The sequence below is a fragment of the Candidatus Xiphinematobacter sp. Idaho Grape genome, assembly GCF_001318295.1.
GTDB lineage: Bacteria > Verrucomicrobiota > Verrucomicrobiia > Chthoniobacterales > Xiphinematobacteraceae > Xiphinematobacter.
On the sequence record NZ_CP012665.1, the window covers coordinates 60,025 to 74,266 of the forward strand.

Consider the following 14,242-nt stretch of genomic DNA (forward strand, 5'->3'; position numbering starts at 1 on the left):
CCAGGAGGTGCGGGCGGGGATTTTTCTGATCGATAAACACTCCATTTAAGAATCGAGCTCAGGAAGCTGAGCAGAACCATGTATACTATAATGCCCACAGTGGATAAGGACCGCGTATGTAGTACCCTATGCGCCGTTGCCAGACTTGCGTACATTTGCCTATATGCTCAGCTCTTCTGGTGGCACACTTTTTCTTTCTAGCCCCCTCCTACATATTCCCTTGCCCATCCCTGTTTCCTGTAACTATAAGGAGCTTCTGCCATGATTCCCGTCAGCCTTCTAAGAAAACCTTATAGGCGGAAGAATTTTTTCACAATCGTTTGACTTCAACTGAAGTATAGACTATTCAACTGGGGTATAGACTATCTGTACGGCTGGTACTCTTTTCTCTTATGAATAACATAAACAACACATCTCGTATTATTGTGCCTATAATGACACATCGTTCCAACGGAAGTGATGTAGTCAAGGGAAGTAAATGCTATGAGGAGAAGTGCAAAACTCAGGAGGAATTGGCTTTAGAGAAGAAGAGGGCTGCTTCCTCTCTCTTGAACCAGAGGGTTGCGCTCTCTAAATCCAAACTGGACAGAAAGGATGACAGAAAGGATATTAAGAAAGACGCAGACTTGGAGCGCGTAGATCTAAGATCCTCCAAACTGGACAGAAAGGATGACAGAAAGGATATTAAGAAAGACGCAGACTTGGAGCGCGTAGATCTAAGATCCTCCAAACTGGACAGAAAGGATGACAGAAAGGATATTAAGAAAGACGCAGACTTGGAGCGCGTAGATCTAAGATCCTCCAAACTGGACAGAAAGGATGACAGAAAGGATATTAAGAAAGACGCAGACTTGGAGCGCGTAGATCTAAGATCCTCCAAACTGGACAGAAAGGATGACAGAAAGGATATTAAGAAAGACGCAGACTTGGAGCGCGTAGATCTAAGATCCTCCAAACTGGACAGAAAGGATGACAGAAAGGATATTAAGAAAGACGCAGACTTGGAGCGCGTAGATCTAAGATCCTCCAAACTGGACAGAAAGGATGACAGAAAGGATATTAAGAAAGACGCAGACTTGGAGCGCGTAGATCTAAGATCCTCCAAACTGGACAGAAAGGATGACAGAAAGGATATTAAGAAAGACGCAGACTTGGAGCGCGTAGATCTAAGATCCTCCAAACTGGACAGAAAGGATGACAGAAAGGATATTAAGAAAGACGCAGACTTGGAGCGCGTAGATCTAAGAAAGGGTGGTAAGTTCTTCATTCCACTCGGCCTCTCTCGTCCCGAGATCCTTAAGGAAAAATGGAACGCCTTCAACGCATGGAAGAAGGAAGCCCTTTCCTAAATAAGGGAAGACTTGCTGAAAGTGATATAGTCAGTCCATGTTAACCTAGATGAAGAAGCTGCTTTTCGCGTGCTGCTCCGCACGCGGAGAGCAGCACGCGGGCTTCTGATTGTTGTTCCCGCCGGGGCCCTTCCCCTCCCTTCCTCAAGAAGGGAGTTTTTTTGTCTCGTCTTGCCACGTCCGCCGTTCTTCAGAGTTAAGGGGGCCCCTTTAGATCTTCTAACGACTCTCTAAACAGAACGAAAATAACGGAATACGGAATATAATAGAGTCAGTTAGTAACTTAGTATAGCTTTCTGTCCCAAGAGTTGGGTCATTGTGGCCCTTCTGTGGCCGCGAACACCTGCTATGTCCATGATGGCTTTGATATGCAGTTATTCGTTTCAAGATTCTTTACAAGAATTCTCGTTTTTGGAACAGATTATGCTGCATAGAACCCGTAAGGAGAACATTTACGAAAAATGTCTAAATCCTCTAAAATCTTAGGAATTGACTTGGGAACGACGAATTCGTGCATGGCAGTTATGGAAGGTGGAGAGCCTCTGGTATTAGAAAATTCTGAAGGCGCTAGAACCACACCCTCAGTGGTGGCCTTTTCCAAGAATGGAGAGCGTCTAGTAGGACAATCTGCCAAACGGCAAGCCGCTACCAATCCAGCTAATACCATATTCAGTGTCAAGCGGTTTATGGGTCGCAAATTCGATGAGATACAAGACGAGCTGCACCGCATTCCATATAAGGTTATTAAATCAGCTAACGGCGACGCCCACATCCAAGTCGAGGTAGAGGGTGAGATAAGAACGTTCTCCCCCCCCGAAATTTCGGCGATCATCCTAGCAAAGCTTAAAGCTGATGCCGAGGATAAACTGGGAGAAAGTATCACACAGGCAGTAATTACTGTTCCAGCCTATTTCAATGACTCACAGAGAAATGCAACCAAAGATGCTGGGCGTATTGCTGGCCTGGAAGTTTTGCGCATCATTAACGAACCTACGGCAGCCTCTTTGGCTTATGGTCTTGACAAGAAAAAAGATGAGAAAATAGCGGTTTACGATCTTGGAGGAGGCACGTTTGACATTTCCGCATTGGAAATAGGTGACGGCGTTTTTGAAGTGCGTGCCACTAACGGTGACACCCATCTTGGAGGGGATGATTGGGATAACCGCATTATGGATTGGGTTATAAAGGAATTTCAAACAGATGTAGGAATGGATCTTTCTAGGCAAAAAGATGCCATCCAGCGCATTAAAGAAGAAGCCGAAAAAGCAAAAATCGCCCTTTCTAGCACTCAAGAATATGAAATCAGCCTGCCCTTTATCACGGCAGATGCTTCTGGGCCAAAGCATATTCAGAAGAAGCTCACTCGCGCAAAATTAGAGCAGCTGACGGATGACCTATTCGAGCGTACCATTAAACCAGTGGAGAACTGTCTAAGGGACGCGAAATGGGAAAAGTCCAATATTGAAGAACTGGTCCTTGTAGGGGGTATGACCAGGATGCCGAAAGTAGTTGGAACTGCGCGGCAGCTTATCAGCAAGGAACCTCACAAGGGTGTAAATCCGGATGAAGTAGTAGCAGTAGGAGCAGCAATTCAGGGGGGTGTACTTAAGGGGGATGTGAAAGATATCCTGCTCTTGGATGTTACTCCTCTTACCCTTGCTATTGAAACTGCTGGAGGTATAGCTACAGCGATGATTCCCCGTAATACTACAATTCCTACGCGTAGGTCTCAGGTGTTTTCGACTTACTCTGATAATCAGCCTGGAGTAGAAGTTAAGGTTCTACAGGGGGAACGCCCGCTGGCCCGCGATGATAAACAGCTTGGCGTATTCCATTTGGATGGAATACCACCGGCTCCCCGTGGTGTCCCGCAAATTGAGGTGACATTTGATATCGATGCCAACGGAATTCTCAGTGTGTCTGCTAAAGATCTAGGAAGTGGGAGGGAACAGAAGATTTCTATTACAGGATCTAGTGGCCTTAGCAAGGAAGACATCGAAAAAGCCCAGCATGCTGCGGCAGCCCATGCTGAGGAAGATCGTAAGATGCGGGAGGAAATCGAAACCCGAAACAATGCTGACAACCTTGCCTATCAATGTGAGAAGCAGCTAAGAGAGCTTGATGTCAAAGCAGATAGTGAGACCAGAAAAACTGTCGAAGAGGCAATTGCCCAAGTCCGAGCGGCTCTTAAGGAAGGTGACATAAATGCCGTTACTAAAGCGTACGACAATCTGCAGCAGAAGTTTCAAGCAGTCAGTGCTGAACTTTATAAAAGGGCTGCTTCTTCTCAAACGCCAGACACATCCAGCAGCTCTGACTCTGGAGATGCGACACCTCAGACTGGAGGTAAGCAGGGTGGAAATGTCGTCGATGCAGAATTTGAAATGATGGATGAAGACAAAAAGAAACGTCCGGAAGAGTAGTTCGTAATTTTCAACACTTTAACAAGTGCTCTATCCCTGGGGTAGGAAAGTGCTCTTGTTAGAACCCAAACAACCTAACACATATACAAATCTAAAACTATGGCAGCTAGTAACTTTAAGCCTCTTGCTGACAGGGTACTTGTAAAGCCCAGCGACGAGAAGGAACAAGTGAAACACGGCATCATTATCCCGGACTCGGCCAAGGAAAAGCCACAGGAGGGAAAAGTGATGGCACTTGGAACTGGAAAAATCGATGATAACGGTAGGCGGATTGAGTTTACCGTCAAAGTTGGGGATACAGTTCTCATCTCAAAATATGGTGGTACAGAAGTACAGCTCAATGATGAAAAGTATCTCATTCTTCGTGAAGATGACATTTTGGGAGTTATTGGTATTTAGGCACCACGTGTAGTTTATAAAATTCACTCATAGTAGATATTCTTATGGCAGCGAAACAATTACTGTTTGACGAAGAAGCTAGGCAGGCTCTCCTGCGCGGTATATCAAAACTGTCCAAGGCAGTTAAGGCGACTCTTGGTCCTTCAGGTCGAAATATTATCTTGGACAAGAAATTTGGAAGCCCAACTATCACTAAAGATGGTGTAACTGTTGCGAAGGAAATTGAGCTAGAAGATCCATATGAGAATATGGGTGCTCAACTGGTACGCGAAGTAGCCTCCAAGACTTCTGATTTGGCAGGTGATGGTACCACAACTGCAACGGTGCTCGCCGAGGCAATCTATCGCGAGGGGTTGAAAAATGTAACCGCAGGTGCGAACCCTACCCAAATTCAGCGTGGCATCCAAAAGGCAGTTGATGCTCTTGTCAAGGAGATTGGCCAGATTTCTAAAAAGGTTAAAGACAGCACTGAAATCGCCCAGGTAGCGACTGTCTCTGCCAACTGGGACTCTACTATTGGACAGATCATAGCTGACGCCATGGAGAAGGTTGGTAAGGATGGCACCATTACGGTTGAAGAGAACAAATCGATTGAAACTGTCTTAGAAGTGGTAGAGGGTATGCAGTTCGATAAGGGGTATCTTTCTCCATACTTTGCAACTAACACTGAAAGCATGGAGGTAGCTTTGGAGAATGCTTATGTTCTTATCCATGAGAAGAAAATTAGCAGCTTGAAGGACTTGCTTCCCTTGCTTGAAAAGATAGCAAAAGCCGGTCGTCCGCTTCTGGTTATTGCTGAAGATGTAGAAGGAGAGGCTCTTGCTACACTGGTAGTGAATAAGTTACGTGGTACACTGCAGGTTGCTGCCGTTAAAGCCCCTGGATTTGGAGATCGCCGTAAGGCAATTCTTGAAGACATCGCTATTCTTACTGGTGGGCGTTGCCTTACAGAAGATTTGGGTATACGGCTAGAGAACGTTCAGGTCGAGGATTTAGGGCGTGCCAAGCGGATCACGATTGACAAAGAAAACACTACCATCGTGGAGGGGGAGGGTAAGAGCTCAGATATTCAAGGTCGTGTGGCCCAAATTCGTCGTCTAATTGAAGAGACTACCAGTGACTACGACCGTGAAAAACTACAAGAGCGTCTCGCTAAACTTGCAGGGGGGGTAGCTGTCATCAATGTAGGCGCCGCTACGGAGACTGAAATGAAGGAAAAGAAAGCTCGTGTTGAGGATGCGCTACACGCTACCCGTGCAGCTGTTGAGGAAGGTATCGTTCCCGGTGGTGGAGTTGCCCTCATCCGAGTACAGAGGGTCTTGGATAGCCTTCACTTCGAGGGGGATGAAAGAATCGGTTCGAATATTATTCGTCGGGCCATCGAATTTCCACTGCGTCAGCTGGCTGACAATGCTGGAAAGGAAGGCGCTTTGATTGTTGAAGAGGTGAAAAAACGTAAAGGCAATGATGGCTATAATGTAGCCGCCGATTCCTACGAAGACCTCGTGAGAGCTGGTGTGGTAGATCCTGCTAAAGTAACTCGCACTGCGCTGCAGAATGCTGCTTCTATCAGTGGGCTTCTTCTCACTACGGAGGGCCTTGTTACAGAGATTCCAGAGAAAGAGAAGCCAGTGACACCACCTGCTCCAGGCGGAATGGGAGGTATGGACTACTGAAACTAGTTCCAAGAAGGGGTTTAACTACCCCATGCCCCTTCGGGCAGCTCCGATTTTTCGGAGCTGCCTTTTAGCTCTTTTTTCCAAATTGCTGCTCTTGCCCCTAACGATCCAGCCATGGGCCCCTCAGGCGAGGAGCATCTCGCCAAAGGTTCTCAATAGCATAAAATTCCCGCTTCTCTTTTAGAAAAAGGTGTGCTACCACTCCACCGTAGTCGATCACTATCCATTGGCTAGCAGGCGAGCCACTTACTGACAATGGTTGCAGCTGCAGGCGATCCCTTAGTTGCTCGCGGATAGAAGAAGCAATCGCCTTGAGTTGTGGCTCCGAGAGCGCGCTACCAATGAGAAAGAAATCCGTCCATGAGGAGATGCCACGTAAATCTAAGAGCACTAAGTTCTCTGCCTTCTTTTCAGAAGCTGCATGGGCACACATTTCTATCACACCAAATCTCTCTCTCATAAAATCTCCTAGAGGATAACCAAAATGGCTGGTGTAGAAATAGTAAAATCCTTCAACTTAGCCCCACCAAATAGGGAGTAGAATCCAGAGTAGTGTTACGCCATGTCCTTTTTTGCCCTAGCAAAAGGAATAGGGACTACAGGTCCTTCCATCCATCTTCCAGATGAAAGCAAGTCCGATACCACCTAGAGCTAAGCAGCAGCTCATGAACAGGCTCTGGGAGTAGGTATCGGATCGAGTAGCCTCGAGAAAGTCGGTTCCGTATCTCTGAGGAGGAAATGTCCAGTCTCCTCCTAATGGTAGGAAAAGTGGTAGTCCCCGATGTAACCGCTCCCCTGCTCAAGACGACAAAATGGATCTGACGACACAATGTCTTATACTCTTTCCACTTGGAAAGAGTAGGGAGATGGTCGTCCCCAATGAAGTAAAAAAATTCTGCAGTAGGATAACGTCTTCGCATCTGACGGACTGTATCAATGGCATAGGAGGGACCGTCGCGTCCCAACTCACAATCGTCCCATTCCAATTCAGGCTCTCCTTTAAGAGCGACTTCAAGTAGGTGAGCACGAAACTTACCTGGAACAGGAGAAGGCAAGGAGAGTTTGAATGGGGAAACTTTGGCAAGGATAAAAACCACTTTGTCTAGGCTTAATTGCTCTAGGGCATCTCGAGCCAAAATTAAGTGACCATGATGGATGGGGTTAAAGCTCCCGCCGTAAAGACCAATCTTCATAGGGGCGAGTAGAGAGAGCAAGCCTGTAATTAAGAGGTAAAACAATCACAAAGACCTTCTAACAAGTTCCCAGAGACTTTTTTCAGATACGGTTATAAGCAGCGCCAATTGACGGAAATTTTCCGCTTACGAAAAAAACGGTCCGTATAGAACAATTCTCCATGCTGGAGAGCATATTCATGTACCAAGCGGGTTACCTTTACGTCAAAACAACAGTACTCCGCAATCTGTAGGAGTTTTCCCTCCCTCCACCATCGAATAGCATCCAATCCATCTGCTATCTTCCCAATACCCAATGTTGCCTGAGCTAGTGCATTCAATGCCAAACGGTGTCCGACTGCCCTTTCTACATCGACCATTAAATCTAACGTTGGCAGATAGTGCGGCAGGTCCAAGACCGTATATCCCATAAGAACTTCATAGTCAAAGTGGAGGATATTGTAGCCGACTACCATATCCGCCCGTTGAAGCCGTGTAACTAATTCCCCCACCTGTTTTTCTGGGTAAATAGTATAGTTTCCATCCTTGGTACTAAATATTACTGCCAAGGACACTTTCATTAACTGCTTACGATTCCATCCCCCTACATCACCTGCTGTCCTCTGCGTTTCCAAGTCAAAGTAAACTATGTCTTTTGTCACAAATTTATAATAGAATCCGCCAGCGGCTGGGTCCCCTTCTCCCATAAGACTTATTAGTGTGGCCACGGTACATATACGGGATAGACCGTTTGCCTGTCCTTTTATTTTCTACTCCTAGATAAAAAGCCTTAGAATGAGAACCTTCGAAAGCCTGAATTCCAAAGAAATTCTCGCCCTCGCAATTTCTTTGGAGGAAGAAGATGCAAGAATTTACAGAAACTTCGCAGATGCACTCCAATCTACTCACCCTAAGAAAGCTTCTGACTATGGAAAACTTGGAAGAGAAGAAAGTGGCCACCGTCGCCATCTCCTAGAAATCTATCAAACACTCTTTGGTTTCACCACTATACCCTCTATTCGCCGACGAGACATTCGAGGTTTTATATCTCGTAACCCTGTTTGGCTAATTCATCCATTCAACGCTGAAACAGCTGCACGTGAGGCGGAAACCATAGAAACAGAAACCAAGCATTTTTATGAACTCGCCGCTCGGAAGAGCGATGATATCACGATCCAGCAACTTCTAGAAGATCTTGCTGAGGCAGAACGTTCTCACGAACTTAGTGTTAAACGACTGCGGCGGGCAGAAGAAAAGAAAGCGAATAACGCACGTCTCTTCGTGTTGCAAGTAGTTCAGCCAGGGCTTGTGGGGCTAATGGACGGCTCCGTTTCTACGCTCGCTCCAGTATTTGCCGCTGCTTTAGCAACACATAGAAGCTGGGAAACGTTTCTGGTGGGGCTTGCCGCCAGTGTAGGTGCTGGAATTAGTATGGGATTTGCAGAGGCCCTTTCCGACGACGGAAGTCTCACCGGTCGCGGTCAACCATGGGCCCGTGGAGGTGTCTGCGGACTCATGACTATCCTTGGGGGAATTGGCCACACTCTCCCCTACTTGATAATCCATGAGATAACCATTGCTACTCCTGTTGCCATTGGTGTAGTCGTGGTGGAGCTTTTTACCATTGCATGGGTGCGGCACAGGTATATGGCCATCCCATGGACCTCAGCGCTTTTCCAGGTGGTTGCTGGAGGGTTGCTGGTTTTCTTCGCTGGCATGCTCATTGGAAATGCCTAGCAACAACCCTCCTCTTTAGCCACCAATTAATTCTCGGTCTTGAGCTTAAGCAACCTTTCTACAGCAGGTCTTAGCTCCTCTAGGGTACCTGGATCCATGCGGTCTATAAAAAGGACCCCTTGAAGGTGGTCAAATTCATGCTGAATAGCACGGGCTAGTAGCCCTGCGGCATGAAATTCCATCTTTTTTCCCTCCAAATTTTGCGCATGGAGAAAAACGCGAGAAGGACGAGGTACCAGCCCTTGAATGGGATAGGATCCCTCTGCAATCGGAAAACTAAGACATCCCTCCAGGGCATACACTATCCCCCCATAGGTTTCGATTTTCGGATTCACCACCACAGCTGGCATTGAGAGCTGAGAGGGAGCAGAGCCTACGGCTGGGAACATTGCGTTTAGGCATGTGTCTTGAGGTAGGTTTAACACAAAAAGCTGCAAGGGCGACCCCACTTGTTGAGCTGCTAAGCCAATCCCGTTTGCATTGATCACAGTTTCGGTCATATCTGCCACAAGTCGAAGAATACGCTTGTTTATCTGGGCGACATTTTTACCCTTCACACGAAGAGTAGGGTGTCCATAGCTGACAATTTTCAGAATCATATAGATTGTCTCGTCTCAAGTTTTCCACAATTCCTTTAATTTTGTGCTTCTGTATCACCGTCTAATCTGGTCTAGGTCATAGCTTTGTTAGAGTGAAACCCAAAACTGGATTGGAAGTGACAAGCCCTTCAACAAGCTTGCTGGTTGGCAACGGGGGGTCCCTGCCAAGGAGGGATTTTGGTTGTCCCATGCGGCAAAAGTCTCAGGGAGATAATCCATGAGTTAAGACTCTCACTAGAGCAAAACGTGGCCGTAAATTCAAAAAGAGAGTCCAGCCATCTTTTAGTTGCTAGAGATGTATGGAAGGAAAAGAATTGCTGCAACCCATTAACCTGATCCCCAATCTGAACTATATACTCGAGCTAGAGTGCACAACCTCCCGTAAAAGCAGTAGCCCAAAAGCCCTATCTCTCACACTCTACCAAGTCCAGCATGTGTTGCGCTCTCAATTCCACAAGAATCTGACCAAGATTGAGGATCAGCTATTTCCTGACAAGGGGTGATAGAAGCTAGGAAAGAAGGGATCCACACTAATTCTAGTGCAAAGCAGATCACATGGGACAGCGCAAACTGCCTTTAACTATCAATATACTCAATGAGATCCGATATTTTTACAACTCTTGCCGGTAACTGCTTGCAGATCCTTAAACCAGAGGAGTTACAGATCAGACTAGCAGCAAACCGTCCTCTTAGAGTAAAATTTGGAGTGGATCCTACTACACCGGATATTCATCTTGGCCACACTATCGCTCTCGATAAACTACGCCAGTTTCAAGAAGCAGGCCATGACAGCATCTTGATCATGGGAGATTTTACAGCCACAGTCGGGGATCCTAGTGGGCGCTCGATTTCCCGTCCCAAATTGACTTATGAGGAAATCATGTCCAATGCTCTTACCTATCAAAAACAAGTATTCAAGATTCTTGATCAAGAACAGACGCATGTTGTCTTCAACAGCAAGTGGTTCAGAACAATGTCGCTTGAAAAGATAATCCATCTGAATAGCCTTGTTACTATTCAGCAAATCCTCCGAAGGGAAGATTTTAGGGATCGCATAAATCAAGGGTTCCCTATACGCCTCCATGAAGTTCAGTATCCAATTATGCAGGGATGGGACTCCGTGCAAGTCCTGGCAGATATTGAATTGGGTGGGACGGATCAGCTCTTTAATATTATGGTGGGGAGGCATCTGCAAAAAGAAGAGGGGCTGCTTCAGCAGATTGCCATGCTTCTTCCGCTGTTGGAAGGGATGGATGGTATCCAAAAAATGAGTAAGAGTCTTAACAATGCCATAGGTATCGCAGAAACTCCGGAGGTGATGTTTGGAAAGCTCATGAGTATTCCAGACGCCATAACGGGGCGCTATTACGAATTATTACTTCGCGACTCCATCCCCTCATCCAGCATCCATCCTATGGATGCCAAGAGGGAACTCGCTCGTCGGATAGTCAGTAAATACCACTCATGGGAAGCGGCGAGAGTAGCTCTGGAAAGCTTTAACCTTAGATTCAGTAAGAGAAACCTTGAGGGCCTTAACCTCCCCCCCTACTCCCTTGCAAAAGGGAAATATGATCCGACATCGATTGTTATCTCGGTCTATTCCAGGTGTTTTGGCATACATAAATCTCGCGGAGCAGTACGGCGTCTCATCGAGCAAGGTAGTGTACGATGGAGAGGGGAAAAAATTTCTGATCCGCATGTACAATTTACCTTTGATTCCTCAGGAATTCTCAAGCTAGATAGAACGCACGCAGTCCGTTTATCCGTTTAAGGTAAAGCATTTCTCCTTATGGCTTGCTGGTCCTTTTGAAAACACGGAACCAGTTTCCAGAATACTTCTTTAGGCCCTCCAAAAGGGGGGAGTAGTGTCCGCCAATTTGGGCAGATTTTGGGAGTTGAGACAAGACACTAGCGACGGAAAGATTCTCTAAGTCTAATACCGTCCAGCACGTTCCTACGGCTGTTTGATGATGAGCATCACTCCCGGCAACCATTCCCAGGGAACGTGTCATGGCATATATGTGAGCTTGCTGGTTATATTTTTTTCGGAGAACTGCTGCATTGAATACTTCCAATACTTCCAATTGCATCTGATCCATAATTTCAGGAGAAATGCTGGCACGCCATCGATCAAAAGGGTGGGGAGGAATAGGGACTCCTCCCCGTGCGCGAATCTCTTCTGCTACTTGAAGAGCAGAGGCTCCTCTCCGATCAGGGATGGTACTTCCAATGCACAGCAAATGTCCATCGGCAGTAGAAACCTCTACCCCTGGAAAGACTAAAAAATCATCCACTGGCAACCCATCCTCCCGCATGAGTCCATTTTGGACACAATACCGAAGAGACTGGCAATCATTATGATCAGTGATAGCGATCCCACTTAGTCCACGGGACTTAGCAACTTCTACGAGTTGCTCCGGACTACTTGAAGCATCTGTAGAAAAAAATGAATGAGTATGAAAATCAAAACGATAAAGCATCTTTACTGTGCTACGCTGCAACGCGTAACTATCTATCCAAAATGGACATGTTTCCAGCATTTAAAGAGTGGGCACTAGTATGTGAAGCCCTTGGAAGAGGGCAACAAAATATCTTAATCCGAAAGGGAGGGATTTCTGAAGGCAAGTCTGGGTTCCGGTTCAAGTATAAAGAGTTTTTTCTGTTCCCCACTTGGTTCCATGGGCAGCTAGAAAAAACAATACTACAAGACAATCTATTCCCGTTTTTTGCGGGAAATACATTGGAAATCCGCTATTTAGCCTCTGTAGAGTGGGTGCGATTTATACGGGACAAAGAAAAAATCGTCCACCTTCGAGAGTTTCACATCTTACAGGACTTTGTAATCCAGGAGCGTTTCCAGAACAGAGGGTGGGGCATCCATGTAGCTCTAGTACGAGTATTTCGCTTGAATCCTCTGCACTATATTCCATATGAGGAAAGGTACGGTGGGTGCCGCTCGTGGGTAGAAGTTCCTCCGCAACGGGAAACTCCTGTCCTGGTACCCGCAGTGGGTGACGAACTACACCAACAACGTAAGCAAGCGCTAGAAACAATCCTTAGCTAAAAAGGCGTTATACTCCTTCCAGAAGGATCGACTTCCTGAACCTGGCTGTCCGATAATAACTAGATATGGAGTCAAGCTTACGGTTGGTTTGCAATGCAGGCAGCAACGAAGCCTTGGAAGAGGGGATGTGGATCATTAGGTTTGGACTGAAATTCTGGGTGAAATTGACAGGCAAGGAACCAAGGATGGTCTCGTAATTCGACCAGCTCAACCAGATCGCCATCAGGTGATATGGCACTAATCACAAAGCCATACTTCTCCATCTGTGCCCGATAATGTACGTTGAACTCATATCTGTGTCGATGCCGTTCCTGAATTTCCGTCCGCCCGTACACCCGATAGGCGAGTGTATTTTTTTGAATGATAATTGGGCATCTTCCCAACCGCATAGAGGCCCCCTTGTTCTCAACTGTAAGTTGCTCACTGAGAATAGCAATAACAGGGTGAGGAGTTGCAGGATCAAATTCCGTGCTGTTGGCATGCTTTAATCCACATACCCCCCTGGCAAATTCAATAATTGCTACCTGCATGCCTAGACAAAGCCCAAGATATGGGATGCGAGATTCCCGCGCAAACTTAGCAGCAAGAATCTTACCCTCTACGCCTCTATCTCCAAAGCCGCCAGGCACAAGAATTCCGGCCGTCCTACGCAGATATTTCTCTGCCCCTTCATGTTCAATACGTTCTGCATCTACCAAAGTTAAATCAACTCCACAGTCATTGCTAGCGCCGGCATGCGTCAGAGATTCATAGATACTTTTATAGGCGTCTTGAAGTTCGGTATACTTCCCAACAATGGTAATACACACACGAACCTTTGGATGGATTACCCGGTACACAAACCCCTCCCAGCTGGCCATATCTGGCTCCGGTGTCTGGAGTTTTAACGCCTTACAGACAAAAGAGTCCAACCCCTCAGCCTTCAGATTAATGGGAAACTCGTAGATAGTATGCTCCACATCGCGCGCCTCGATTACCGCTTCATAAGAAACATTGCAGTAGAGGGAAAGCTTTTGGCGTACTTCCCTATCCAAGGGCTTTTCGCTACGGCAGATAAGGGCTTGAGGTTGAAGGCCAATCTCACGCAGCTTGGCCACGCTTTGCTGTGTAGGCTTGGTCTTTAACTCCCCTGCAGCCCTAATAAAAGGGATCAAAGTTACGTGAACAATGATGGCATTACCAATGCCAACTTCGAGAATGAATTGCCGGATCGCCTCAAGGAATGGTAGACCCTCAATATCTCCAGTTGTGCCTCCGATTTCCGTAATCACTACATCTACGCTAGACGTCCAACTAAGGCGACGAATACAGGCCTTAATTTCTTCAGTGATATGTGGAATTACCTGCACGGTTCTCCCAAGATATTCACCTCGCCTTTCCTTGGATAGGACTGCTTCATAGATCTGTCCGCTAGTAACGTTATTGGAACGGGAAAGAACACACTGCGTAAATCGCTCATAATGGCCAAGATCTAGGTCGGTTTCAGAGCCATCTGCTAACACATAAACTTCCCCATGTTGAAACGGATTCATGGTACCAGGATCCACATTGAGGTAAGGATCCAACTTTTGGAGGGAAATTTTCAATCCTCTCCGCTCAAGAAGAGTCCCAAGGGAAGCAGCTGCGATTCCCTTTCCAAGGGAACTTACGACACCCCCAGTCACGAAAATATATTTCACGCGGAATTAAGGAGAGTGTGGCTAACTGGAAAGCCCAATACCCCTAAGGAAAGGCTATGTTTACCGACACAGCTACTAAGCGACATGCCATACTCACACCATCTACCTTCTCCTGGCATAAAGAACGCGGAGTCCATGTAC

At 46.6% G+C, this 14,242-nt stretch carries 13 protein-coding genes; 7 read left to right on the forward strand and 6 right to left on the reverse strand.

Annotation, left to right across the window (positions count from 1 at the left end; all coding sequences use genetic code 11):
* The first annotated feature begins 392 nt into the window (after positions 1-392).
* The 4 genes from AMD24_RS00270 (at position 393) to groL (ending at position 5,847) form a co-directional block, all read left to right on the forward strand.
* The gene (locus tag AMD24_RS00270; RefSeq protein WP_062100155.1) at positions 393-1,349 is read left to right on the forward strand and encodes a hypothetical protein; all 957 of its coding nucleotides are present in this window, start codon (positions 393-395) and stop codon (positions 1,347-1,349) included.
* A 461-nt stretch (positions 1,350-1,810) separates the two neighbouring features.
* A complete protein-coding gene (gene dnaK / locus AMD24_RS00275; protein WP_082382972.1) occupies positions 1,811-3,772 on the forward strand; it encodes a molecular chaperone DnaK in 1,962 nt (653 codons plus the stop codon).
* A 99-nt stretch (positions 3,773-3,871) separates the two neighbouring features.
* Positions 3,872-4,171: a co-chaperone GroES gene (gene groES, locus AMD24_RS00280; RefSeq protein WP_062100156.1), complete on the forward strand. Its 300-nt coding sequence runs from the start codon at positions 3,872-3,874 to the stop codon at positions 4,169-4,171.
* A 44-nt stretch (positions 4,172-4,215) separates the two neighbouring features.
* Complete coding sequence (groL, locus tag AMD24_RS00285) at positions 4,216-5,847, forward strand: chaperonin GroEL (RefSeq protein WP_062100157.1); 1,632 nt, start codon at positions 4,216-4,218, stop codon at positions 5,845-5,847.
* A 103-nt stretch (positions 5,848-5,950) separates the two neighbouring features.
* Here the strand turns inward: groL and rsfS are convergent, their stop codons facing one another.
* From rsfS to AMD24_RS00300, 3 genes are all read right to left on the reverse strand, one after another.
* Positions 5,951-6,310 (reverse strand): ribosome silencing factor, encoded by a 360-nt coding sequence (gene rsfS / locus AMD24_RS00290; protein WP_235503190.1) that lies wholly within the window; start codon positions 6,308-6,310, stop codon positions 5,951-5,953.
* Positions 6,311-6,446: 136 nt separating this feature from the next.
* On the reverse strand, positions 6,447-7,043 hold the full coding sequence (nadD, locus tag AMD24_RS00295; protein WP_062100158.1) for a nicotinate (nicotinamide) nucleotide adenylyltransferase: 597 nt from the start codon (positions 7,041-7,043) through the stop codon (positions 6,447-6,449).
* Positions 7,044-7,135: 92 nt separating this feature from the next.
* Positions 7,136-7,729 (reverse strand): ribonuclease H-like domain-containing protein, encoded by a 594-nt coding sequence (locus AMD24_RS00300; protein ID WP_062100159.1) that lies wholly within the window; start codon positions 7,727-7,729, stop codon positions 7,136-7,138.
* Positions 7,730-7,817: 88 nt separating this feature from the next.
* Between AMD24_RS00300 and AMD24_RS00305 the strand changes: the two genes are divergently transcribed.
* On the forward strand, positions 7,818-8,759 hold the full coding sequence (locus tag AMD24_RS00305; RefSeq protein WP_062100160.1) for a ferritin family protein: 942 nt from the start codon (positions 7,818-7,820) through the stop codon (positions 8,757-8,759).
* 26 nt (positions 8,760-8,785) lie between these two features.
* Here AMD24_RS00305 and def read toward each other — a convergent pair whose 3' ends face one another.
* Positions 8,786-9,358 carry a peptide deformylase gene (gene def / locus AMD24_RS00310; protein ID WP_062100161.1) on the reverse strand — a complete coding sequence of 191 codons (573 nt, stop codon included), beginning with the start codon at positions 9,356-9,358 and terminating at the stop codon, positions 8,786-8,788.
* 595 nt (positions 9,359-9,953) lie between these two features.
* Here def and tyrS point away from each other — a divergent pair.
* Positions 9,954-11,129, forward strand: a complete 1,176-nt coding sequence (gene tyrS / locus AMD24_RS00320; RefSeq protein ID WP_062100163.1) for a tyrosine--tRNA ligase — start codon at positions 9,954-9,956, stop codon at positions 11,127-11,129.
* A gap of 16 nt (positions 11,130-11,145) precedes the next feature.
* On the opposite strand, the gene AMD24_RS00325 is transcribed toward tyrS, so the two are convergent.
* Positions 11,146-11,838, reverse strand: coding sequence for a CehA/McbA family metallohydrolase (locus AMD24_RS00325; RefSeq protein ID WP_062100164.1), 693 nt, complete (start codon positions 11,836-11,838; stop codon positions 11,146-11,148).
* Between the two features lie 41 nt (positions 11,839-11,879).
* On the opposite strand from AMD24_RS00325, the gene AMD24_RS00330 reads away from it, so the two are divergent.
* A complete protein-coding gene (locus AMD24_RS00330) occupies positions 11,880-12,422 on the forward strand; it encodes a DUF1802 family protein (RefSeq protein ID WP_062100165.1) in 543 nt (180 codons plus the stop codon).
* 77 nt (positions 12,423-12,499) lie between these two features.
* On the opposite strand, the gene AMD24_RS00335 is transcribed toward AMD24_RS00330, so the two are convergent.
* Positions 12,500-14,101 carry a CTP synthase gene (locus AMD24_RS00335; RefSeq protein WP_062100166.1) on the reverse strand — a complete coding sequence of 534 codons (1,602 nt, stop codon included), beginning with the start codon at positions 14,099-14,101 and terminating at the stop codon, positions 12,500-12,502.
* Between the last annotated feature and the right edge of the window lie 141 nt (positions 14,102-14,242).

Coding starts and splice junctions, on each gene's coding strand:
- rsfS (WP_235503190.1), bottom strand. CDS start 6,310: ATGAGAGAGAGATTTGGTGTGATAGAAATGTGTGCCCATGCAGCTTCT.
- AMD24_RS00270 (WP_062100155.1), top strand. CDS start 393: ATGAATAACATAAACAACACATCTCGTATTATTGTGCCTATAATGACA.
- AMD24_RS00325 (WP_062100164.1), bottom strand. CDS start 11,838: ATGCTTTATCGTTTTGATTTTCATACTCATTCATTTTTTTCTACAGAT.
- tyrS (WP_062100163.1), top strand. CDS start 9,954: ATGAGATCCGATATTTTTACAACTCTTGCCGGTAACTGCTTGCAGATC.
- nadD (WP_062100158.1), bottom strand. CDS start 7,043: ATGAAGATTGGTCTTTACGGCGGGAGCTTTAACCCCATCCATCATGGT.
- AMD24_RS00305 (WP_062100160.1), top strand. CDS start 7,818: ATGAGAACCTTCGAAAGCCTGAATTCCAAAGAAATTCTCGCCCTCGCA.
- AMD24_RS00330 (WP_062100165.1), top strand. CDS start 11,880: ATGGACATGTTTCCAGCATTTAAAGAGTGGGCACTAGTATGTGAAGCC.
- groL (WP_062100157.1), top strand. CDS start 4,216: ATGGCAGCGAAACAATTACTGTTTGACGAAGAAGCTAGGCAGGCTCTC.
- groES (WP_062100156.1), top strand. CDS start 3,872: ATGGCAGCTAGTAACTTTAAGCCTCTTGCTGACAGGGTACTTGTAAAG.
- AMD24_RS00300 (WP_062100159.1), bottom strand. CDS start 7,729: ATGGGAGAAGGGGACCCAGCCGCTGGCGGATTCTATTATAAATTTGTG.
- dnaK (WP_082382972.1), top strand. CDS start 1,811: ATGTCTAAATCCTCTAAAATCTTAGGAATTGACTTGGGAACGACGAAT.
- def (WP_062100161.1), bottom strand. CDS start 9,358: ATGATTCTGAAAATTGTCAGCTATGGACACCCTACTCTTCGTGTGAAG.